Origin of the sequence: Noviherbaspirillum aerium, assembly GCF_008929045.1 — a bacterium.
Taxonomy (GTDB): domain Bacteria; phylum Pseudomonadota; class Gammaproteobacteria; order Burkholderiales; family Burkholderiaceae_D; genus Noviherbaspirillum; species Noviherbaspirillum aerium.
The window spans coordinates 364563-387497 of the sequence record NZ_VFAH01000001.1 but is presented as its reverse complement, the minus strand read 5'-3'; the positions used below and the strand labels follow the sequence as shown (position 1 = coordinate 387497).

Annotated in this window: 16 protein-coding genes; 8 read left to right on the top strand and 8 right to left on the bottom strand. The window is 62.7% G+C overall.

Translation table 11 applies throughout. From position 1 onward, the window contains the following. Positions 1-86: 86 nt before the first annotated feature. Both FH061_RS01815 and FH061_RS01810 read left to right on the top strand, forming a co-directional pair. Positions 87-2471, top strand: coding sequence for a DUF6351 family protein (locus FH061_RS01815; RefSeq protein ID WP_151632367.1), 2385 nt, complete (start codon positions 87-89; stop codon positions 2469-2471). Positions 2472-2584: 113 nt separating this feature from the next. After that, complete coding sequence (locus FH061_RS01810) at positions 2585-3565, top strand: tripartite tricarboxylate transporter substrate-binding protein (RefSeq protein ID WP_151632365.1); 981 nt, start codon at positions 2585-2587, stop codon at positions 3563-3565. 327 nt (positions 3566-3892) lie between these two features. Here the strand turns inward: FH061_RS01810 and FH061_RS01805 are convergent, their stop codons facing one another. From FH061_RS01805 to FH061_RS01780, 6 genes are all read right to left on the bottom strand, one after another. Then, positions 3893-6121 carry a PhoX family protein gene (locus FH061_RS01805; RefSeq protein WP_151632363.1) on the bottom strand — a complete coding sequence of 743 codons (2229 nt, stop codon included), beginning with the start codon at positions 6119-6121 and terminating at the stop codon, positions 3893-3895. Between the two features lie 60 nt (positions 6122-6181). Next, positions 6182-6382 carry a hypothetical protein gene (locus tag FH061_RS01800; RefSeq protein WP_151632361.1) on the bottom strand — a complete coding sequence of 67 codons (201 nt, stop codon included), beginning with the start codon at positions 6380-6382 and terminating at the stop codon, positions 6182-6184. Between the two features lie 135 nt (positions 6383-6517). After that, positions 6518-6892, bottom strand: coding sequence for a response regulator (locus FH061_RS01795; protein WP_192804859.1), 375 nt, complete (start codon positions 6890-6892; stop codon positions 6518-6520). A gap of 320 nt (positions 6893-7212) precedes the next feature. Then, complete coding sequence (locus FH061_RS01790; protein ID WP_151632357.1) at positions 7213-7419, bottom strand: hypothetical protein; 207 nt, start codon at positions 7417-7419, stop codon at positions 7213-7215. A gap of 143 nt (positions 7420-7562) precedes the next feature. Continuing rightward, positions 7563-7871: a DUF1272 domain-containing protein gene (locus tag FH061_RS01785; protein WP_151632355.1), complete on the bottom strand. Its 309-nt coding sequence runs from the start codon at positions 7869-7871 to the stop codon at positions 7563-7565. Positions 7872-8137: 266 nt separating this feature from the next. Then, on the bottom strand, positions 8138-8596 hold the full coding sequence (locus FH061_RS01780; protein ID WP_057288946.1) for an Lrp/AsnC ligand binding domain-containing protein: 459 nt from the start codon (positions 8594-8596) through the stop codon (positions 8138-8140). Between the two features lie 146 nt (positions 8597-8742). Here FH061_RS01780 and putA point away from each other — a divergent pair, with 146 nt between their 5' ends. Together putA and FH061_RS01770 are read left to right on the top strand one after the other, a co-directional pair. Further along, positions 8743-12435 (top strand): trifunctional transcriptional regulator/proline dehydrogenase/L-glutamate gamma-semialdehyde dehydrogenase, encoded by a 3693-nt coding sequence (gene putA, locus FH061_RS01775; protein WP_151632353.1) that lies wholly within the window; start codon positions 8743-8745, stop codon positions 12433-12435. 218 nt (positions 12436-12653) lie between these two features. Continuing rightward, positions 12654-14648, top strand: a complete 1995-nt coding sequence (locus FH061_RS01770; protein WP_151632351.1) for an AsmA family protein — start codon at positions 12654-12656, stop codon at positions 14646-14648. 774 nt (positions 14649-15422) lie between these two features. Here the strand turns inward: FH061_RS01770 and FH061_RS01760 are convergent. Next, positions 15423-16190 carry a 5'-methylthioadenosine/adenosylhomocysteine nucleosidase gene (locus tag FH061_RS01760; RefSeq protein ID WP_151632347.1) on the bottom strand — a complete coding sequence of 256 codons (768 nt, stop codon included), beginning with the start codon at positions 16188-16190 and terminating at the stop codon, positions 15423-15425. Positions 16191-16565: 375 nt separating this feature from the next. Beyond that, positions 16566-17441 (bottom strand): LysR family transcriptional regulator, encoded by an 876-nt coding sequence (locus tag FH061_RS01755; protein ID WP_151632345.1) that lies wholly within the window; start codon positions 17439-17441, stop codon positions 16566-16568. Positions 17442-17549: 108 nt separating this feature from the next. Between FH061_RS01755 and FH061_RS01750 the strand changes: the two genes are divergently transcribed. The 4 genes from FH061_RS01750 to FH061_RS01735 all read left to right on the top strand — a co-directional run bounded on the left by FH061_RS01750 (position 17550) and on the right by FH061_RS01735 (position 22925). Further along, positions 17550-19058 (top strand): CoA-acylating methylmalonate-semialdehyde dehydrogenase, encoded by a 1509-nt coding sequence (locus FH061_RS01750; protein WP_151632343.1) that lies wholly within the window; start codon positions 17550-17552, stop codon positions 19056-19058. A gap of 366 nt (positions 19059-19424) precedes the next feature. Next, complete coding sequence (locus FH061_RS01745; RefSeq protein ID WP_151632341.1) at positions 19425-21110, top strand: GMC family oxidoreductase; 1686 nt, start codon at positions 19425-19427, stop codon at positions 21108-21110. A gap of 331 nt (positions 21111-21441) precedes the next feature. After that, complete coding sequence (locus tag FH061_RS01740) at positions 21442-22212, top strand: ABC transporter ATP-binding protein (protein ID WP_151632339.1); 771 nt, start codon at positions 21442-21444, stop codon at positions 22210-22212. A gap of 2 nt (positions 22213-22214) precedes the next feature. Then, positions 22215-22925, top strand: a complete 711-nt coding sequence (locus FH061_RS01735; protein WP_151632960.1) for an ABC transporter ATP-binding protein — start codon at positions 22215-22217, stop codon at positions 22923-22925. Positions 22926-22935 lie beyond the last annotated feature (10 nt).

Genomic DNA, 22935 nt, shown 5'->3' with positions numbered 1-22935 from the left:
TTTCGTCGTCCGCACGGAATACCGGAGCACAGGAGCAGGGACGCGGCGCGTCGTTGACGCACACAACAACAGACAGGAGACAACAGATGGTTGACATCAAGCCGTGGTCGCGGGCCGTTCCCGTGACTGCACTCAGCATGATTCTGGCGGCATGCGGCGGCGGCAACAGCACCGCGCCGGCGCCTGAAATCAAGGTCTTGTCCACCCGGGCCGACTTCGTCAGCGGCGGCGACGCCCTGGTGGAAATCAACGTTCCCACCGGCGTCAATGCCTCCGACATCAAGGTCGATGTCGGCGGACGCGACGTCAGCAGCGCCTTCGCCCTGCGCAATGGCCGCTACACCGGCCTGGTCACCGGTCTGGCCAACGGCGACAACACCATCACCGCCCAGGGCAGCGGCATTGCGCCGGCCACGCTGAAGGTGACCAACTATCCGGCCGGCGGACCGATCATCTCGGGTCCCCAGATCCAGCCCTGGGTGTGCGCGACGCCGACCGCCCAGCCCGAAGCCGGCACCACGCCGTCCAGCAACGCCAGCGGCCTGTCGACCACTGCCACCGACGCCCAGTGCAACATCCGGACCGAAGTCGCCTATTTCTACAAGACCACGACGGCCGGCTGCGCCAACGTGCTGCCTGATCCGTCCACGCCGGCGACCGCGCCGGCGAACGCCTGCTTCAAGCGCTACGACCCCGCCGCGGCCCGGCCCGCCGACCTGGCGACCACCACGACCGATACCGGCGTGACCGTGCCGTACATCGTGCGCCGCGAACGCGGCACCCTGAACCGCGGCATCTATGACATCGCGGTGCTGGCCGATCCGGCTCAACCCTGGAGCGCAGCGGCGCCGCAGTCCACCTGGAACGGCAAGGTGCTGTACCAGTTCGGCTCCAGCACCGGCCAGCCGCGCAAGCAGTTCCGTCCGCAAGGCTCCTGGGCCGACGACAAATCGCTTTCCCGCGGCTTCATGGTGGTGCAGAACAGCCTGACCGACTCGCAGTACAACTCGAACCGGGTGCTGATGACCGAAACCCTGATGATGATGAAGGAGCGCATCACCGAGAACTACGGCCCCATCAAGTTCACCATGGGCACGGGCTGCTCGGGCGGCTCGATCAATCAGTACACCGGGTCGTCCATCATGCCGGGCCTGCTTGACGGCATCCAGCCGAGCTGCACCTATCCGGACTCGGAAACCACGACCATGGAAGTCCAGGACTGCGTGATGCTGGTCGAGACCTATCAGCAGCCGGCCTGGCTGAACCTGATGACCGGCTCGGGCTACACCCAGGCGCAGATCAATGCGAAGAAGGCGGCGATCAACGGCCATGTCGACCAGACCGCCTGCCATGCCTGGAACAACCTGTTCGGCAACAACGGCAAGCCTGGCAACTTCTTCGCCCGCACCGTCGCGCCCGCCAACAACGACACCGGCATCATCACCCAGTCGACGACGTCGGCGAACAACTGCGGCCTGCCGGCCAGCGTGGTCTACGATCCGGTGACCAATCCGAGCGGTCCGCGCTGCGGCGCGCTCGACAGCGCGGTATCGATCTTCGGCAAGGTGCCCGGCACCAACTTCCCGCGCGACACCCGCGACAACGTCGGCGTGCAGTACGGCCTGCGCGCCTTCGTCAGCGGCGCGATCACCGCGGAAGAGTTCGTCACGCTCAACGAGCAGATCGGCGGTATCAGCCGCGATTCGGTACGTACGGCAACCCGTACCGCGGCCGATCCGGAAGGACTGGAAGTTGCCTACCGCAGCGGCATCGTCGCCAGCGGCAAGCAACTGGCCAAGACGGCGATCATCGACATGCGCGGCTGGGATGATTCCCTGATTGTTCCGCTGCCTACCGGCGCCGCCGGTTCGGCCGCCGGACTGACAGGCATCCACCATGTATGGCGCAGCTTCGAGTTGCGCGACCGCCTCGACAAGGCCAACGGCAACCATGACAACCATGTGATGTGGCGTTTCGGACGGACCGGCTTTGCGCCGTTCCCGGCCATCACGCTGGACTCGTTCCTGACCATGGACAAGTGGCTGACCAACCTGAAGGCCGATACCAGCACGCTGCCGATCGAGCAGAAAATCGCGCGCTCCAAGCCGGCCGAAGCGGTGGATTTCTGCTACCTCAGCAGCGATGCCACGCAGTCGACCAAGGTCACCAACCGGGCAGCCTGCGATGCCGATCCCTTCCTGCGTCCGGCCAGCTCGCCGCGCCAGATCGCCGGGGGACCGTTGTCGGAAGACATCCTGAAGTGCCAGCTCAAGCCGCTCACCGTGGCCGACTATGCGCCGCAGACAGTGAGCGCCGCGCAGCTGCAGCGCCTGCAGGCTGTCTTCCCGACCGGCGTCTGCGACTGGAGCAAGCCGGGCGTCGGCCAGCAGGCCGCTGTCTCTCCGCTGAGCTTCGCAGCAGGTCCGGGCGGCCAGGCCATCCCGGCGGCACCGGTATCGTCGGCTCGCTGATCCGTCTGTTGCAAAGAGCATGAGGCATGGTCCGCATCCTGTCCGGGTGCGGACCATTTTGCTATCCTGAGCAATGTGCATCTGCCCATAACAAGGAAACCAGGAGACAAATCATGACCCACACCAAGTTGAACCGCAGACATTTTCTGAAGGCATCTGTTGCCGCAGGCGCCACGATTGCCTTTCCCGCCATCGCCCAGGACAAATACCCGTCCCGTCCGATCCGCCTGCTTTGCCCCTGGCCGGCCGGCGGCTCCACCGATGTGGTGATGCGCGCAATCGGCGACAGCCTCGGCAAGGCCCTGGGCGGCACCGTCATCATTGAAAACAAGCCGGGCGCCGGCGGCATCCTGGGCGCGGTCGAACTGTCCAATGCCCAGCCCGACGGCTATACGCTGTCGCAGCTGCCGCTGGGCATCTTCCGCCTGCCGCACATGCAGAAAGTGTCCTTCGATCCGATGAAGGACCTGACCTACATCGCCTGCCTGACCGGCTATACCTTCGGCATGGTGGTGCGCTCCGACTCCCCGTTCAAGAGCATCAAGGACGTGGTGGAGTACGCCAAAGCCAATCCCGAAATGCTCAGCTACGGCTCCACCGGCACCGGCACCACGCCGCACCTGGTGGTCGAGCAGTTCGCCAAGCGCGCCGGCATCAAGCTGATGCACGTGCCGTTCAAGGGCAATGCCGACGGCATGCAGGCCCTGCTCGGCGGCCATGTCATGGCGCACAGCGATGCAACCGGCTGGGCCTCCGCAGTCGAAGCCGGCCGGGCGCGCCTGCTCGTAACCTACGGCAGCAAGCGCACCAAGCGCTGGCCGAACGTGCCAACCCTGCTTGAACTGGGCTACCAGACCGTCTCGGATTCCCCGTTCGGCATCGGCGGACCGAAAGGCATGGACCCGGCGCTGGTCAAGCGGATCCAGGATGCGCTGAAGAAAACCCTGGAAGACCCGACAGTGATTGCCGTACTGGAGAAATTCGACCAGCCGATCATCTACATGGATAGCGCCGCCTATACCAAGTTCGCCCAGACCACTTTCAAGGAAGAAAAGGAAATGATCGAAGGCATGGGCTTGGCGAAGAAAACCTGATACATCAGCGGCAATCCCGCCCATACAAAGCGGATGGCGGAATCTTGTTCGGGCTGCATTGCCGTTGTGGCATTGCAGCCCGAACTTTTACCAGGCTTGGAGCGCTTTCGTCCTGACCAGACTGGCGATCCCGGAAGATTTGTCAGCGGCACCGCGCCGCATCGGCGAATACCCGGGCAACGGCGTGCGTCAGGCCGTACCCGACTCGATGGTGTCGAAGACACAATGCGGCATCCGCGATTCCGGTTGGTGGTTGGCTTGAGAGCCACTAACAATGCGCTTTGGCACGGATGCGCCGGCCACCTCTTGACCTGTGCGGGCCCGCTGTCAGGCGAGTGTGCCGCCCACCGTGCCGCCGTCGTTCCTGGTGATGACGATGGTGGCGGAACGCGGACGGGCATCGCCGCCGTCGGGCCAGTGGCTGCCGAAGCTGGCAGGGTTGCCCAAGGTCGGCCTGGTGTCTTCGCCCGGATGCTGGATGTTGACGAACAGGGCCTTGCCGTCGGGCGTTTCCGCCACGCCGGTGATTTCGCATTCCTTCGGCCCGACCAGGAAGCGGCGCAGCCTGGTGTCGCCCGGCGCGGCGCCGACATAGGTATCGACCGCTCCGGTCGTCGCGCCATCGACATTGTTGATGGTCCTCTTGCCGCCATCGCCGAGCTTGCCGGGCACCGCGGCCAGCATCATGCAATTGGTCACGTCGGTGCAGGCGCTATCGTCGGTCTGGATCCAGAGCAGGCCGGTATGGTTGGAGAACCGCAAGCCGTCGGGACTGGAAAAGTCGTTATCGGCCGTCAGCTTGGAAAGATTGACGCGGGCCGCATCGGCAGTCGAGCGCGCGCCGAACAAAAAGACATCCCAGCGGAAGGCAGTGGCTTCCGCCGAAGCGTCTTTCCAGCGAATGATGTGGCCGTTCGGATTGCCCTTCTGCGCGGTCGCGGCCGCGCCTTTCGGATCGTTGTAGAAGCGCGGGCTGGCGGAATCGACCGCCGGCCGGCCGGGGCTCGGGTTGGCCAGCACGCGATGGCTGTTGTTGGTCAGCGTCAGGTAGGCCTCGCCATTGGCGGGATTGACGGCCACCCACTCCGGGCGATCCAGTTTGGTGGCGCCAACCGCATCGGCCGCGAGGCGGGTGTTGATCAGCACGTCGGCCTGGTCGGCGAATGCATAAGTGGTGTTGGAAGAGGTCAGGCCGTTGCGGCCGAACCCGAGCTCGACCCAGCTGCCGGTGCCGTCGGCATGGAACCTGGCGACGTAAAGCCTGCCGTCGTCCAGGTACTTGTCGCCGCCGGCCAGGCCCTTGTTCGCATCGGCTGGATCCCAGGCTGCGCTGGAAACGTACTTGTAGAGGTATTCCCCGCGCGAGTCGTCGCCCATGTAACAGACCAGCGGCCGGCCTGCGACCGGCGGCAGGAAGGCTGCGTTCTCATGGGCGAAACGGCCCATCGCGGTGCGCTTCCTCGGCGTCGATGCGGCATGGAAGGGATCGATTTCGACGATCCAGCCATAGGTGTTGGCGGCATTGCGGAAATCGTCGCTGCCGTCGGTACTGCTGCCCAGCTTCATCGCATTCCAGCGGCTGAAGGAGGTGTCGTCCGCGCTCGCGGCGGTTGCCGTGGCCCACAGATGGTTGCCGTTTCCGGCCACGCCGTAACGGGCGAACGCCGTCCTTTCCCTGGCGCTGCGGTTCGCATCATCGCGCGCGGCAATGCGGCGGAAGTAGCCGGCCCAGTTCTCTTCGCAGGCAAGGTAAGTGCCCCAGGGGGTATGGCCATTGGCGCAATTGTTGACGGTGCCGCGGGTCTTCGAGCCGTCGCGCGAATAGGCGGTGATCATCATCGGCGTCTTCGCGGCGGGACCGGACAACGCCATCTCGGTGAACGCGGTGATGCGGCGATTGAACGGCGAATCCGTCTTGTAGCTGAAGCTGCCGCCGTTGCGGACCACTTCAATCACGCTGATACCGTGCGCGTTCATTTCCTTGACGACTTCGTCGGCGACGGTGCGCGCATGGCCGGCGATGGTCTGGCCGCCCGCATGCAGGTAGCTTGGCGTAATGGATTCATGATTCATCACGAGCAGGCCGCGGTCGCTGGCAGACGTGCTGTGCTTGCCGTCGCTGCCGAGTCCGAAGAAATGCATGCCGTCGTGATGATCGCCGGCGCGCTGCGCGAACGATGCGCCGCTTTCGGTGCCGTCGTTCCTGTATTGCGCAACGCCGGTGGCGATCGGGTCGCCGAGGCGATACAGTACCGCGGCGGTATGACCGGCGGGTACGCTGACTGCATCGGCCAGACTCTTGGCAACCGCATCAAAATTCAGCTTGAGGCTCCTGGCGGCGCCCGGTGCGGTATTGGTTTGCAGGGCGTCGCCGCGGCTGGCGCAGGCAGTCAGGCCGGGACCGAAAAACGCGGTGGAGGCGAAGCCGAAGCTGCCTTTCAGGATCGAGCGCCGGCTCAGGCGCGCATTGAGCACGCTTTCCAGGGAAGGATTGGAAGAGGTATTCGTTCCGCTATCTTCCGGTGCCGGCGACTCGCCGCGCGTCGATTCATGCATGGCTGGTGATCCTTGCGTTGGTCATGCCGCGTAATGTGACACGCGCGGCTGACTTTGTCGCTACTGTCGATAGAGCGGCAGTCGCCGCCCGTCATGGCGCACTTCCAGATCATCGCGCACCCGGACGATCCTGACCTTGCCTTCGCCCCGCACATCGACATCCACTTCTCCGGTCCGCCCCAGTTCGGTCGCCAGCCGCAGATGGCCGTGCAGCAGTCGGTAACCGTCGCCCTCCCTGACGATGACGATATCGGGATTCATGATGTTTCCTCCGGCATTGGCAGCAGCAAGCGTCTGCCCGCGTCTTCACGAGCCGTGATGCTACGGCGGATTTGTTACGGCGACATGAAGACCGGATGACAGGGCGATGACGGCATGGCGGTGCGCATCGATGGCTCATTGCTCCGACATTTGCCTGACCGAGTTGCTGACCGCATGCGCCAGTTCATGAATGTAGTAAGGCTTGTTGAGCAGAACGAAGTCGAAGTCGAGCCGGTCCGACACGAGATAGCCGAAACCGGAGGAAAAGATGATCCTGATGGCGGAGTTCATCTCGATGGCCATCGTCGCCAGGTCGATGCCCGAGATACCCGGCAGGTTGATGTCGGCCAGCAGCACGCTGAAGCTGCCGCTGCGCAGGTGTTCCAGTGCCTCTTCGCCGCTGGTCGCGGCCACCGTCTGATAGCCGAGCGAGCCCAGCATCTCGCACAGGATTTCGAGCAGGGAGTCGTTGTCTTCAACAACCAGGATGCGAAGTGACGCTGCTTCCATCAGAGGCATCCCGCGATCGTGCGTGCCGGGCAGATGAAGCCGGTATCGGCGATAACGGAATGGCTGAACGAAAGAAGTCGAACACGTGCTGAATCCTGCATCTGATAACCGCCTGTCTGGTACGTGATAAGAACGCCGCTATAAATGGCGCGGGCTGTATTTTCTCAGACGTCCGGTAGATGACAATCCGCAATGACCGCAAACTGCGCCCGGTTTGAGGTCGCTCAAACCGGTAATTCATTGGAGAAATGCGCGCAAGCCCTGGTGTAAGTGGTGTAAGTGATATCACCTACGCCAGTTGCTCTTTCGTCGTACGGTTTTTATGACTTGCTGCTCAAGGGTGGGCTGGAGTTGCCGGCAGGCGTATCGCTCTGCGGAACGAAGGGATCGGTCTCCTGCATCTGTTCATCCAGCTGACTGCGCAGGTAATTAATGGGTGCCAGGGCCAGTACGATCACCAGCATCCAGAAGAGCGCCATGGCGAGGGACTCGAACCAATGCCAGGGAAGGGCATGAAACCAGGTCATAGCAATATCTCCTGTCATTTATCGTTGATCGTCTTTTAACTTTTCTTCCGTTTTACCGATTCGACGATGAGACGCTATTGACAAGGCTCAAAGGAAAATGCGCCAAGGTTTCATTTCCCTTATGCCACGCACCGATGCCGGTCTTAACGCTTCTCAGGGGCAATTTTATCGAGTCTCTCCAGCAATAAGGCATGGCTTGCGAGGTCGGCAGGCCGGTGCTTGACCACGGTCGAGGCCGGGTACTTGCCGAGAAAGTTATCGCCCTTCCAATTATTGGCCGGCCGTACCGGGCGCGGCGCGAAACCGCCGCCGCAGTTCGGGCAGGCATTGCCGAACACGCCGGCGGCACAGTCATGGCAGAAGGTGCATTCGAAGCTGCAGATCATGGCTTCGGTCGAGGAAGGCGGCAGTGGCTTGTTGCAGTGTTCGCAGGTGGGTCGCAGTTCGAGCATGGGGAAACCTTTCCGGATGCGGTTGAGCGGTTGATAGAGGAGGTAAGCCAGGCAAAGAGCATTGTAGGCCGGTGTGTCATCGTGAAATGACAGAACCGCATCAAATTCTGCCAATGCTCATGCGCATCGCCATTCTTGTTTGCGACGGCGTGCAGGTGCTTGATGTCACCGGACCGGCCGCCGTGTTCGCCGCCGCATAATCGGGAAACGCACCGCAAACCCGGAGAACGGGAAAGGGAAAGGGAAGGGGAAGGGGAGCAGAAAACTTAGCGGATCGGCAGCTTGGTGGTGTTCTTGACTTCTTCCATCACCGCATAGGTATGCGTCTCGCGCACGCCTTTCAGTTGCAGCAGGGATTTGCCGAGGAATTCGCGGTAGGCATTCATGTCCTTGACGCGCGCCTTGACCAGGTAGTCGAAACCGCCGGCCACCATGTGGCATTCCTGCACTTCCGGGATCACCTGCACGCTGCGCTTGAAGGCTTCGAAGACTTCCGGCGTGGTGCGGTCGAGTACGACTTCAATGAAGACCAGCAGCGAGACATCGAGCAGCTGCGGATTGAGCTGGGCGGTGTAATTGACGATGTAGCCAGCCTCCTGCAGCTTGCGCACCCGCTCCAGGCAGGCCGCCGGCGACAGATTGACGCGCGACGCCAGCTCGACATTGCTGATGCGACCGTCATTCTGCAGTTCGGAGAGGATTTTTTTGCTGATCTTGTCGAGCATGGCGGTAAAACTACGAAAATTTTCTTCGGCTGGATTGTCCCACAAAATACAAAATTCAGATAGCGAACGAGATTTCCAGAATTAATCCTTAGCGATCCTGCCTACAATCGAATCATTATTTTTCATTCTTCTGATTCGATTCCTCCATGCTCACCGCTACCGAAACAGCACCACGCGTCAACGCCACCGTCCCGTTTTCGGCCTTCCACGCCGATGTTAACCATGCGCAATCACCGTTGCGCGCCGCCATCACCGCCGTCTACCGCCGCGACGAAGGCGAAGCGGTGCAGTGGCTGCTCGGCCAGGCGAAAACCAGCGAAGCATCGCAGGTCCGCATCCAGCAGATGGCGCGCAAGCTGGTGGAAGCGGTGCGCCAGAAGCGTACCCGCGCCTCCGGCGTCGATGCGCTGATGCATGAATTCTCGCTGTCGTCGGAAGAGGGCGTGGCGCTGATGTGCCTGGCCGAGGCGCTGCTGCGCATCCCCGACCACCAGACCGCCGACCGCCTGATCGCCGACAAGATCAGCAAGGGCGACTGGCGCAAGCACCTGGGCGAATCGCCGTCGCTGTTCGTCAATGCCGCCACCTGGGGCCTGCTGATCACCGGCAAGCTGGTCGGCACCAACAGCGAGCAGGGCCTGGGTTCGGCGCTGACCAAGCTCATCGCCAAGGGCGGCGAGCCGCTGATCCGCAAGGGCGTGGACCTGGCCATGCGCATGCTGGGCAACCAGTTCGTCACCGGACAGACCATCGACGAAGCCATCGACAACAGCCGCGACAATGAAAAGCGCGGCTACCGTTATTCCTATGACATGCTGGGCGAGGCGGCGCTGACCGAGGAAGACGCCGCCAGATACTATGCTTCCTATGAACAGGCGATCCATGCGATCGGCCGCGCTTCCAACGGCCGCGGCATCAAGGACGGCCCCGGCATTTCGGTCAAGCTGTCGGCGCTGCATCCGCGCTATTCCCGCGCCCAGCGCGAGCGCACGATGGCGGAACTGCTGCCGCGCCTCAAGCAGCTGATCCTCCTGGCCAAGCGCTACAACATCGGCCTCAACATCGATGCCGAAGAAGCCGACCGCCTGGAACTCTCGCTCGACCTGATGGAAGCGCTCGCGCACGATCCGGAACTGGCCGGCTTCGACGGCATCGGCTTCGTGGTGCAGGGCTACCAGAAGCGCTGCCCGTTCGTCATCGATTACCTGGTCGACCTGGCGCGCCGCAGCGGCCGCAAGTTCATGGTGCGCCTAGTGAAGGGCGCCTACTGGGATGCGGAAATCAAGCGCGCCCAGGTGGACGGCATGCCGGGCTATCCGGTCTACACCCGCAAGGTCTACACCGACGTGTCCTACCTGGTCTGCGCGCAGAAGCTGCTGGCCTCGACCGACGTGATCTATCCGCAGTTCGCCACGCACAATGCGCACACGCTGTCGTCGATCCATACCTGGGCGCAGGAACAGGGCGTGACCGACTATGAATTCCAGTGCCTGCACGGCATGGGCGAAACCCTGTACGACCAGGTGGTCGGCGCCGACAAGTTCAACAAGCCCTGCCGCATCTATGCGCCGGTCGGCTCGCATGAAACCCTGCTGGCCTACCTGGTGCGCCGCCTGCTGGAGAACGGCGCCAACTCGTCCTTCGTCAACCAGATCGTCGACGAGAACGTGGCCATCGATTCCCTGATCGCCGATCCGCTGGCGGTCGCCGCCAAGCTGGGCGGCGCCATGCATCCGAACATTGCCCTGCCGGCCGACATGTTCGGCAGCGAGCGCCGCAACTCCGCCGGCATCGACCTGAGCAATGAAAACACGCTGGCCGGCGTCGATGCGGCATTCACCCGCTTCGCCGCGCGGCAATGGCAGGCCGTGCCGCTGCTGGGCACCGGCGCGGTCGCCGGCGGCCCCGCCCAGGAGGTACGCAACCCGGCCAATCATGCCGATGTGGTCGGCCAGGTCATCGAGGCCGGCGTCGAGGAAGTGGAAACCGCGCTGCAGCAGGCGCAGGCCTATGCGACCGACTGGCAGACCACGCCGCCGGCCATGCGCGCCGAAGCGCTGGTGCGCGCCGCCAACCTGCTGGAGGAAAACGGCCTGGAACTGATGGCGCTGGCGATCCGCGAAGCCGGCAAGTCGCTGCCGAATGCGATCGCCGAAGTGCGCGAGGCGGTCGACTTCCTGCGCTACTACGCCGCCGAAGTGCGGCAGGCACCGAATGCGGCAGCGCTCGGCCCGGTGGTCTGCATCAGCCCCTGGAATTTCCCGCTGGCCATTTTCATCGGCGAGGTGAGCGCCGCGCTGGCCGCCGGCAACGTGGTGCTGGCCAAGCCGGCCGAGCAGACGCCGCTGATCGCGCACCGGGCGGTGCAATTGCTGCATGAAGCGGGCATCCCGCGCGGCGCGCTGCAGTTCCTGCCCGGCCGCGGCGAAGTGGTGGGCGCCCGCCTGACGGCCGACCGCCGCGTGCGCGGCGTGATCTTCACCGGTTCGACCGAAGTCGCGCAGCTGATCAACCGCGTGCTGGCCAAGCGCGCGGCCGAGGAAGGCCATGACATTCCGCTGATCGCCGAGACCGGCGGCCAGAATGCAATGATCGTCGATTCCAGCGCGCTGCCGGAACAGGTGGTGACCGACGTGCTCACCTCCGCCTTCGACAGCGCCGGCCAGCGCTGCTCGGCCCTGCGCGTGCTCTGCCTGCAGGCCGACATTGCCGACAAGACCGTCAAGATGCTCAAGGGCGCGATGCAGGAACTGCGCATCGGCAACCCCGACCGCCTCGCCACCGACATCGGCCCGGTGATCGACGCCGAAGCGCAGCAGGGCCTGCTGCGCCACATCGACCGCATGCGGGCGCAGGGCAGCAAGGTCTATCAGCTGCCCTTGCCGGCTGCCTGCGACAACGGCACCTTCGTGCCGCCGACGGTGATCGAGATCAATTCGCTGTCCGAGCTGCAGCGCGAAGTGTTCGGCCCGGTGCTGCATGTGCTGCGTTACCGCCGCGATGAATTGCCGGCGCTGATCGAAGCGATCAACGGCAGCGGTTACGGCCTGACGCTGGGCGTGCATTCGCGCATCGATGAAACCATCGATTTCATCACCTCGCGCGCGCATGTCGGCAACATCTACGTCAACCGCAACATCGTCGGCGCAGTGGTCGGCGTGCAGCCCTTCGGCGGCGAAGGCAAGTCCGGCACCGGCCCGAAAGCCGGCGGCCCGCTCTATCTCAAGCGGCTGCAGCGCAACGCCAGCGTGACGCAGGCGGCGCACACCATCCACCAGAAGGATGCGGCATCCGCGCAGCCGGCCTTCAACAGCCTGCTGGCCTGGGCCGGCACGCACGGCCATGAGCGCATCGCCGCGCTGGCCGACGGCTATGCGCATGCGACGCTGCTCAATACCGCGCTGGTGCTGCCCGGCCCGACCGGCGAACGCAATACGCTCAGCTTCTCGCCGCGCGGCGCGGTGCTGTGCGCGGCATCCTCGACGCTGGCGCTGCTGAACCAGCTGGCCGCCGTGTTTGCCACCGGCAATACCGCGGTGATGACGGCGGAAACGGCCCGCCTGCTGCCGGCCGGTCTTCCGCAGGAAGTCAGGCGTGCAATCGCCACCGTGGAAATCCGGCAGCTGCCGCAGACATCGCTGCAGATCGCCCTGGTCGATGGCCAGCAGATGGGCGAGACGCTGACAGCCCTGGCGGCGCGCGAAGGCGCCCTGGTGCCGCTGGTCGAAACCGCCGAAGCCGAGCCGATCGCCCTGTGGCGCCTGGTGGCAGAGCGTGCGGTCTGCGTCAATACGACTGCCGCTGGCGGCAATGCCAGCCTGATGACGCTCGGCGCCTGACGAGCGGTGTTTGACTGCATCGCTTGATGCAGGACCGGCGGTAAACCACAGGAAGAGACAGGGCGGGAAAACATTCCCTTCCTGTCTCTTTGCTTATCTCCCTGCTTATCGGGCTTATCGGGCTTGCCGCGCGGAAGAAGCAATGAGGCGCGTCAGCTTCGCTGCCTGCCTGCGGCCTTTTCCCTGAACCATTGACACTCCGCCAACGTCTCAATGGTATGTCACGCGCGACCCACATAGCCATTGGCGGCAGCCTCGGCCTTGCTGCGGTCATCGCTATTGTCATCGCCTGTCTTGTCACTTTCGACTGGAACCGCGCCCGCCCCTGGATCGGCGAACGCATTGCCGAAGCCACCGGCCGCTCCTTCGCCATACGCGGCGACCTGTCGCTCGGCTGGCGTCCGGCCGAAGGCGAAACCGGATGGCGCGCCTGGATTCCATGGCCGCATCTCAAGGCCGACGACATCATGCTCGGCAACGCCGACTGGTCGTCGCAAGCCGTCATGGCGCACGTCGCGCATGTCCGTTTTTCCGTCAATCCCCTTGGCCTGCTGCAGCGGCAGCTGCTCATTCCCAGCCTGTCGCTCGATGCGCCCGACGTGCTGCTTGAGCGTCGCAAGGATGGCAGCAGCAACTGGACCTTCAAACCGAAGGAGGATTCCGGCTGGCAGACCCGGATCGGCCGGATCGCGGTCAACAAGGGCAGCGTGCGCCTTGCCGACGAACAGCGCAGGCTGGAACTGAAGGGCGATGTCGACACCATCGACAGCCGCGACGGCGATCCTTACCTGCTGGGGTGGCGCCTCAGCGGCAGCTATCAGGGCGAACCGATCCGCGGCGACGGCCGCTCCGGCATGCTGACCATCCAGGATAGCAATGCCCGTTACCCGATCGAAGCCCGCCTGAAGATAGGCCAGCCGGCGGCGCAGACCCTGGTGGAAGCGCAAGGCTTCCTCGACAGGCCGCGCGACGGTCCGATGCTGGACCTGCAAGTGAATGTGACCGGCGCCAGCCTTGCGCAGCTCTATCCGCTGCTGGGCATCGCCCTGCCGGAAACCCGCCCGTACACCACCCGAGGCAGGCTGACGGGGACGCCCGGCATCTCCTGGACCTACCGGGAGTTCGATGGCCGCATCGGCATGACCGACATCGCCGGCGAACTGCATTTCCTTCTCAAGACGGACGGTCATGGCGGGGATGCCCTGCCCAGGCCGCGGCTGGAGGGCCGGATCGTCACGAACCGGCTTCAGTTCGGCGATCTGGCGCCGCTGGTCGGCATCAGCACCGCCGGCAAGCCGGAAGCGAAGCCGACCGACAGGCTGTTGCCGGACCGGCCCTGGCGGCCGGAGCGCTGGGCAAAGTTTGATACCGATATCGAATTCACCGCCCGCAGCGTGGCGCGCAAGAATCCGCTGCCGATCGACAACCTGGCGACCCGCATCCGGCTGCAGGAGGGCGTGCTCACGCTGGCGCCCCTGGAGGCCGGCATCGCCGGCGGCAGGCTCAGCGCACGGCTGCGGCTCGACGGCGGCAGCCGGCCGCTGCGGGGGGAACTGACGATGTCGGCGCGGCACCTGAAGCTGGCCCGGCTGTTCGACGATCCGCTGATGAAAGGCAGCGCCGGGGAAATCAATGCCGATGCCTCGCTGCGCGCCAGCGGCAAGTCGATCGCCGGATTGCTGGCGGGTGCCGACGGCGAGCTGCGCGCGGTGGTCAATGCGGGCACGGTGAGCCGGCTGTTTCTCGACAAGATCGGCCTGAACGTGAGCAGCATGGTGGCGGCGCAGATGTTCGGCGACAAGCAGGTGAGCATCAATTGCGCGATGACGGATGTCGCCATCAGCAAAGGCGTGATGCGGCCGCGCGCCTTTGTCATCGATACCGACGAAGCGCGCATCCAGGTGGATGGCTCGATCGACCTTGGCAGGGAGAAGGTGGCGCTGACGGTTTATCCGGAAAGCAAGGGATGGAAGCTGGTTTCACTGCGCTCGCCGATTCATGTGGACGGGAATTTCAGGAAGAGGGAAATGACGGTGGATCGCGGCGCGCTTGCGTTGAAGGCGGGGACGGCGGTTGCGCTTGGCTTGCTTGGGCCGGTGGCGGCGGCGTTGATTCCGCTGGTGCATGTCGGGCCGGAGGAGGGAAGTGATTGCGCGGGGTTGCTGGCACCGCCAGCGCCGGCGCAGAAGGTGGCTGCTCCGGCGGGAAAATGAGTCATTTCATGATGCAGGCTTTTGGGGGTGGGTAATGGGCTTTGTCCGTTGATAGTTAAACCTTGCTTTCTCCGTGGAGGCTTGCCGGGGGTGGCCCGGCGGCCACTTACTTTTCTTGTCTCGCCAAGAAAAGTAAGCAAAAAAGGGGCCGCCGAGGTGCGACGCCCCTATCGCCGCCCCTGCGGGGTTCCCAAAAGAGCGGGCGGCAAAGCGGGAAGCGCAGAAACTCGCCTGCGGCTCAGACAGTCTGCGCTTCTTTATCCGCTTTGCCGCCCGCTCTTTTGGCGTCGGTAGATGGGAAAATTCAACAGCCTCTTTGCACTTCCTTCGCCAATCTTTTTGGCCAAACAATTTTTTCTAGTAGTGCAGGTTCCGATACTTGCTCAACGCTCCCGTCTGGAGACCTTCACTACCAAGCTAAAGTATGTAAAGTATGTTTCAGCTATAAGACCGACCAAGCCAATACATAGAGGCTGTTAAATGCCCCTTCTGACGACGCCAAAAGAGCCTGGCACCGAGCGGATAAAGAAGCGCGGTTGTCTGAGCCGAAGGCGAGTTTCCGCGCTTCCCGCTTGGTGCCAGACTCTTTTGGGAACCCCGAAGGGGCGTCGGCAGCGGGGTCGCCTTTCTTTGCTTACTTTCTTTGGCGAAGCAAAGAAAGTAAGTGGCCCGCCGGGGCCAGACCCGGCAAAACAAGCCCCCACGGAGAAAGCAAGATTCAAATTATCACCGGACAAAAGCCCGTAGCGCAGGCACAGCGCCCCGCACCACCCGTCATCCCAACCCGCAAAGCCGCCTCACAATCCCAAACGAATACCGCGAAGCCACCCGCTCAACAAACTGCATGAAATCACGCGGCGCCGCTTCATCCGCGCCATCGGAAATCGTACGGATCACCGCAAACGGCACCCCAAACTCGAAACAGACCTGCGCCACCGCCGCCCCCTCCATCTCCACCGCCAGCAATTGCGGAAACGCCTCCCTGAGTTCGACACGCCGCTGCGGACCATGGATGAATTCATCGCCGCTGCCGATCAACCCGCGATGCACCCGCGGCCGGTGCAGCCGGAACAGTTCCCTGTCCGTTTCCGCCACCATCTTGTCCACATCCTCGGCGACAAAGCGGCCGGCGGCTTCGAACAGCCAGTCGCTCAGATGACGGTCCGAGGAAAACAAGGCTTGTCCCAGGAGCGGCACCTCGAAGCGCGGAAACAGCGGCGCGGCATTCATGTCGTGCTGCACCAGCGCATCCGCAATCACGATATCCCCGACCGCGACACCGGCATCGACGCTGCCGGCCACGCCGGTGAACACGATGTGCGTCACGCCGAACCGCTCGATCAGGGTGGCGGCGGTGGCTGCCGCCGCAGTCTTGCCGATCCGGGACAGCACGCAGACGCTGTCGATTCCCCATAACTGCCCGCTGACATAGTCGCGCATTGCCCGCGTGACGGACTGCGGCTGCGCCATGTTGTCGATCAGGCCAGCCTGTTCCTGGTGCAGTGCGCTGATGATGCCGAGGCGAGGAATGGGAAGAGGCATGGAAATCCTGACAGTGAATGCGTTCAACAAGGCTAGAGCGCCAAGTGTACTTGCGTTTGCGCATTCTTCCGCATTCAACGCATGCGGCCGACAATAGGGAAGTCGCGGGTTTTTAAATCAGATTTGGTATTTAAAAATAGTAGTAGTTGTTAACCTGCCCACCTTTCTGTGGATAAGCCGGTAAACCCCTTTGAGATCAAGTTTTTAGCGCATGCATAAGCGCTTGAATAAAGCCTGTATGGGAAAAGGACAGTATCTGGACAAAAAAATGCATTCGGGAGAAATCCCGGGTTCTCCCCAAGCCCTCAAGCGCCTATCCATAGGCTTATCCACAGCCCTGGCAGCCAAATAACAACAAAAAACAATAAAAACTTGTCAGCGTGACCAGATTCCCTGCAGCAGCCCGAAGACCGCCGCGATGGTCGGCTCCTGTTTGCGCTTGGCCAGCGTGATGAAGGACAGGTCGGTCGACAGGCTGACCTTGTCGGCGATCACCAGCCCGTGCGCATGCGCTTCCCGCAGCGCGATCGATTCCCGGATCAGCGACAGGCCGACGCCGGACTTGACCAGGTCCAGCATCGACATTTCCTGATCGACCAGCGCCACCTTGTTCGGCGTCGCCTTGACCTGCGCAAACGCCTTGGTCAGCAACCGGTTGTGCGCCGATTCCGGCGGCGTCCAGATCCAGGGCAGGGCCGCCAGCGCCGCCCAGTCCTTGCCGGCGACCCGCGCTTTCCATCCTTGCGGCGCGACCACGTTGTAAGTGAAGGAAGTCAGCACCTGTGCATGACATTCCTTGCCCGGCGTGCCGAGGTAATAGCCGACGTCGAGCGCGCCGGCCCTGACCTGCTGCAGTACCCAGCCGGACATGCCCTGCTGCAATTGCGTGGATAACTGCGGATAAGTCTCGACCAGGCGCTTGAGGAAAGGGCCGAGACGAATGAATTCCGGGTCGAGGATGGTGCCGATGGACAGGGCGCCGGACAGGGTGGAATGCAGGGCGGCGGCGCGCTGCCGGAATTCGGCCACGCTTTCCATGACCCGCTCGGCAATCGGCAGCAGCTTGGCGCCGTCATCGGTCAGCACCATGCCGGCAGGGGTGCGGTGGAAGAGTTGCAGGTTGAGACTGGCCTGCAGCGACTTGATCTGCAGGCTCACCGCCGGCTGCGTCAGGTGCAGGCGTTCGGCGGCGCGGGTCAGGTTGCCTTCGCGGGCAACGGTGACGAAGGCGCGCAACTGGGTCAGGTCCATGGCTTCACCATAAGGGTTGCTTATATCGATTTGATAATAACTGATTGGATTCCACAACAGTACGGCGATATCCTGCTAAAAAATCTTTACATTGCCAAAGGAATCCTTATGACGCAGCTCATTCAACATCACATCGGCGGTCGCGTGACGGAATCGGCCGGTGGACGCAGGCAGGATGTGTTCAATCCGGCCACCGGCGAGGTCAGCGCCCAGGTCGTGCTGGCCAGCCCGGAGGAAGTCAATGCCGCCGTCGCGGCAGCGCAGGCGGCGGCGCCGGGATGGGCCGATACCGCGCCGCTCAAGCGCGCCCGCATCATGTCCAAGTTCAAGGAATTGATCGAACAGCATCATGACGACCTGGCCGCCGCCATCACCCGCGAGCACGGCAAGGTGTTTTCCGATGCCAAGGGCGAAGTGACCCGCGGCCTGGAAGTCGTGGAATTCGCCTGCGGCATTCCGCAATTGATGAAGACCCAGTTCACCGACAACATCGGCGGCGGCATCGACAACTGGCAGCTGCGCCAGCCGCTGGGCGTGACCGCCGGCATCACGCCCTTCAATTTCCCGTTCATGGTGCCGATGTGGATGGCGCCCATGGCAATTGCCACCGGCAACAGCTTCATTCTCAAGCCTTCCGAGCGCGACCCGTCGCCGTCGCTGATGATCGCCGACCTGTTCAAGCGCGCCGGCCTGCCGGACGGCGTGTTCAACGTGGTGCAGGGCGACAAGGTGGCGGTCGACGCCTTGCTGCAGCATCCGCAGGTCAATGCGGTGTCCTTCGTCGGCTCGACGCCGATCGCGGAATACATCTATACCGAAGGCGCCAAGCGCAAGGGTCCGTATCCGCTGCGGGTGCAGGCGCTGGGCGGCGCGAAGAACCATCTCGTCGTCATGCCCGATGCCAACCTGGAGCAGGCGGTCGATGCGCTGATCGGCGCGGCCTACGGTTCGGCCGGCGAGCGCTGCATGGCGATCTCGGTCGCGGTGGCGGTCGGCAGCGTGGCCGACAAGCTGGTCGAGGCGCTGGTTCCGCGCGTCAAGGCCTTGAAAGTCATGAACGGCATGGAATCCGAGGCCGAGATGGGTCCGGTGGTCACCGCCCAGCACAAGGCCAAGATCGAAGGCTATATCGAGGATGGCGTGCAGTCCGGCGCGCGCCTTCTGGTCGACGGCCGCGGCCTGAAGGTGCCCGGCCATGAAAACGGCTTCTTCCTCGGCGGTTCGCTGTTCGATCATGTGACGCCGGAAATGAAGATCTACCAGGAAGAAATCTTCGGCCCGGTGCTGTGCGTGGTCCGGGTGCCGGATTTCGCTTCCGCGGTGCGGCTGATCAATGCCCATGAATTCGGCAACGGCGTGTCGCTGTTCACCTCCGACGGCAATACCGCCCGTGAATTCTCGCGCCGCATCGAAGTCGGCATGGTCGGCATCAACGTGCCGATCCCGGTGCCGATGGCCTGGCATTCCTTCGGCGGCTGGAAGCGTTCGCTGTTCGGCGATACCCATGCCTACGGCGAGGAAGGCATCCGCTTCTATACCCGCTACAAGTCGGTGATGCAGCGCTGGCCGGATTCCATCGTCAAGGGTGCGGAATTCACGATGCCGGTCGCCAAGTAAGAAAAGCGGCGAAGTCGTGGTTTCGCCTGCCGGCAACTGTGGATAAGCCCTTGGATAGCGGGTGGATGTAAACGGGACAAGCCGGGAAAAAAGCAGAACCGGTTTTTTATCCCGAATCCATCCTCCTGCCATACACCAGTTGTTCAAAGGCTTATGAATTCTTCAAGCGATTGAATTGCAACGGGTTTACCGGCTTATCCACAGGCAGGGCAGGCAGTTAACCATTACTACTATTCGTATATATCAACTTCAATATAAAAAACCGCGAAGCCTCATCGGCCGGCCTCCGGCACACCGGGACACCCCGAAAAGCAGCAGAAACAGAGAAGCAAACGGGAAAGCACGCAGGAATACACAGGAGCATTCATGGAATCCGCTGGAAAATACGACTACATCATCATCGGTGCCGGCAGTGCCGGCTGCGTGCTGGCCAACCGGCTGGCCCAGGATGCGGGCGTTTCGGTATTGCTGCTGGAAGCAGGACGCAAGGACGACTATGTCTGGATTCACATTCCGGTGGGTTATCTGTATTGCATCGACAATCCCCGTACCGACTGGCTGTTCCGCACCGAAGCCGATGCCGGCCTGAACGGCCGCGCGCTGATCTACCCGCGCGGCAAGGTCATCGGCGGATCCTCGTCGATCAACGGCATGATCTACATGCGCGGGCAGGCAAGGGATTACAACCTGTGGGCGGATATCACCGGCGATGACAGCTGGCGCTGGGACAAGGTGCTGCAGGTGTTCAAGAAAACCGAGGATTACCACAAGGGTCCGAGCGAATTCCATGGGTCCGGCGGCGAATGGCGGGTGGAGCGGCAGCGCCTGTCCTGGGAAATTCTCGATGCCTTCCGCGAAGCGGCGGCACAGAGCGGCATTCCCAACGTGGAAGACTTCAACCGCGGCGACAATGAAGGCTGCGGCTATTTCGAGGTCAATCAAAAGAACGGCCTGCGCTGGAGCACCGCCCGCGCATTCCTGCGGCCGACCCCCAACCGCAAGGGCCAGCTCGATATCATGACCGGCTGCCATGTGAAGCGCCTGCGCATCCAGCACACCGAGCAGGGCGAAGTCTGCACCGGCGTCGAATTCACCGGCGGCGGCAAGGAATGGTTTGCCGAATGCGTGCATGAAACCATTTCCACCGCGGGCGCGGTCGGATCGCCGCAGATCCTGCAGCTGTCCGGCATCGGTCCGGGCGAATTCCTGCAGCGGCACGGCATTCCGGTGGTCAAGGACTTGCCCGGCGTTGGTGAAAACCTGCAGGACCACTTGCAACTGCGCATGATTTTCCGTATTCGGGGTGCGAAGACGCTCAACATGATGGCCAACAACTGGTTCGGCAAGATGCGCATCGGCATGCAGTATGTGATGTCGCGCAGCGGGCCGATGTCGATGGCGCCGTCGCAGCTTGGCGCCTTCACCCGTTCCGATCCCTCGCAGCCGAGCCCCAATCTGCAATACCATGTGCAGCCGCTGTCGCTGGAACGTTTCGGCGAGCCGCTGCATCCTTTCCCGGCCTTCACCGCCAGCGTCTGCAATTTGCGTCCGACCGCGCGCGGCCATATCCGCATCGCTTCCGCCGACCCGTTCGCGGCGCCGAAGATCACGCCGAATTACCTGAGCACGCCGGAAGACCGCAAGGTGGCGGCCAATGCGCTGACCCTCACGCGCAACATCGTCGCCGCGCCGGCATTGCAGAAATACATGCCCGAAGAGTTCAAGCCGGGCGTGCAATACCGCACCGAGGAAGAACTGGCCAAAGCCGCCGGCGATATCGGCACCACCATCTTCCACCCGGTGGGCACCTGCCGCATGGGCCGTGCCGATGATCCGATGGCGGTGCTCGACAGTCAGTTGCGGGTGAAGGGCATACGCGGATTGCGTGTCGTCGATGCCTCGGTGATGCCGACCATCACCTCGGGCAATACCAATTCGCCAACCATCATGATTGCGGAGAAGGCGGCGGAATGGATCAAGGCGGCGCGGCGGGAGCAGGGGAGCATCATCGTCAATACCGCTGAGGAACGCGCACCGGTATCGGTGGGGTGAGGCCAGTCCCGCATCATGCGATGGGACGACTTCGGTCAGGCTGAATAATGCGTTAAGGAAGATCCGGCAGGACACGGCAAGCGCTTCTTGGGGAGCGCTTTTTCATTTGGGGCAGGGATGGAAAGGATTAGCTGACACTGGTGTTTTCTTCATGCTAACATTGGCCCGACTTGCCTGTAGTCAATAAACTCATACAATTCAGAAGGATTGATGCAGGCCAAACAATCGGTGGATGAATTCTCTACTGTATTGCCACCCCCCCAGTCGTACTGTGTACTGTGCATTTTTGCTATGCACGCCTTCTGCTAATAACAGTCAACAGGGAGAACCCATGGCGGATGTGGTTTTGGAGACGAGGCAGTTGACCAAGGAGTTCAAGGGTTTTACTGCCGTCAATAACGTTAGCCTGCAGGTGCAGCGTGGGCATATCCATGCATTGATCGGCCCCAACGGCGCCGGCAAGACAACCTGCTTCAACTTGCTTACCAAGTTCCTGGTGCCGACATCGGGACAGATTCTTTTCAACGGCCGCGACATTACGTCGGCCAAGCCCGCGCAGATTGCGCGCCAGGGCATCATTCGTTCCTTTCAGATTTCCGCCGTTTTCCCGCACCTGACCGTGCTGGAAAACGTGCGCATCGGACTGCAGCGCCCGCTCGGCAATTCCTTTGCCTTCTGGCAGAGCGAGAAGCGTCTGGATGCGCTCAACGACCAGGCAATGGGCCTGCTGCAGCAGGTGGACCTGGAAAAGTTCGCCGATACCATGACGGTCGATCTGCCGTACGGCCGCAAGCGCGCGCTGGAGATCGCCACCACGCTGGGCATGGAGCCGGAACTCATGCTGCTCGACGAGCCGACCCAGGGCATGGGCCATGAAGACGTGCATCGCGTCACCGAACTGATCAAGAAGGTGTCGGCCGGCCGCACCATCCTCATGGTCGAGCACAACATGAGCGTGATCGCCGGCATCAGCGACCGCATCTCGGTGCTGCAGCGCGGCGCCGTGCTGGCCGAAGGTACCTATGAGGAAGTCTCGAGCAATCCGCAGGTGATGGAAGCCTACATGGGCACCACTGCCGGCGCACTGGAAGGAGCGCATTGAATATGGCTGTACCGGCACTGGAAATCAGGAATCTTCACGCCTGGTATGGCGAATCGCATATCCTTCATGACGTCAATCTCTCGGTGAACCAGGGCGAGGTGGTGACCCTGCTCGGTCGCAACGGCGCCGGACGCACCACCACGCTGCGCGCGATCATGGGACTGACCGGCGCGCGCAAGGGCTCGATCAAGATCAACGGCACCGAGGCCATCGGCTTTGCGACTCACAAGATTGCCCATCTCGGCGTAGGTTACTGCCCCGAAGAGCGGGGCATTTTTTCATCGCTGTCGGCCGAGGAAAACCTGCTGCTGCCGCCGCAGGTGTCGAAGAACGACAAGGGCATGTCGATCGAAGAGATCTACGACATGTTTCCCAACCTGAAGGAACGGCGCGGCAGCCAGGGCACGCGTCTGTCGGGCGGCGAGCAGCAGATGCTGGCGGTGGCGCGCATCCTGCGCACCGGCGCGCGCCTGCTGCTGCTGGACGAGATTTCCGAAGGCCTGGCGCCGGTGATCGTGCAGGCGCTGGCCCGCATGATCACCATGCTCAAGGCAAAGGGCTACACGATCGTGATGGTGGAGCAGAACTTCCGCTTCGCCGCGCCGCTGGCCGACCGCTTCTATGTGATGGAACATGGCCAGATTGTCGAAACCTTTGCGGCATCCGAACTGAATAACAAGATGCCCGTGCTGAATTCGCTGCTCGGGGTATAAAGAAGCAAGC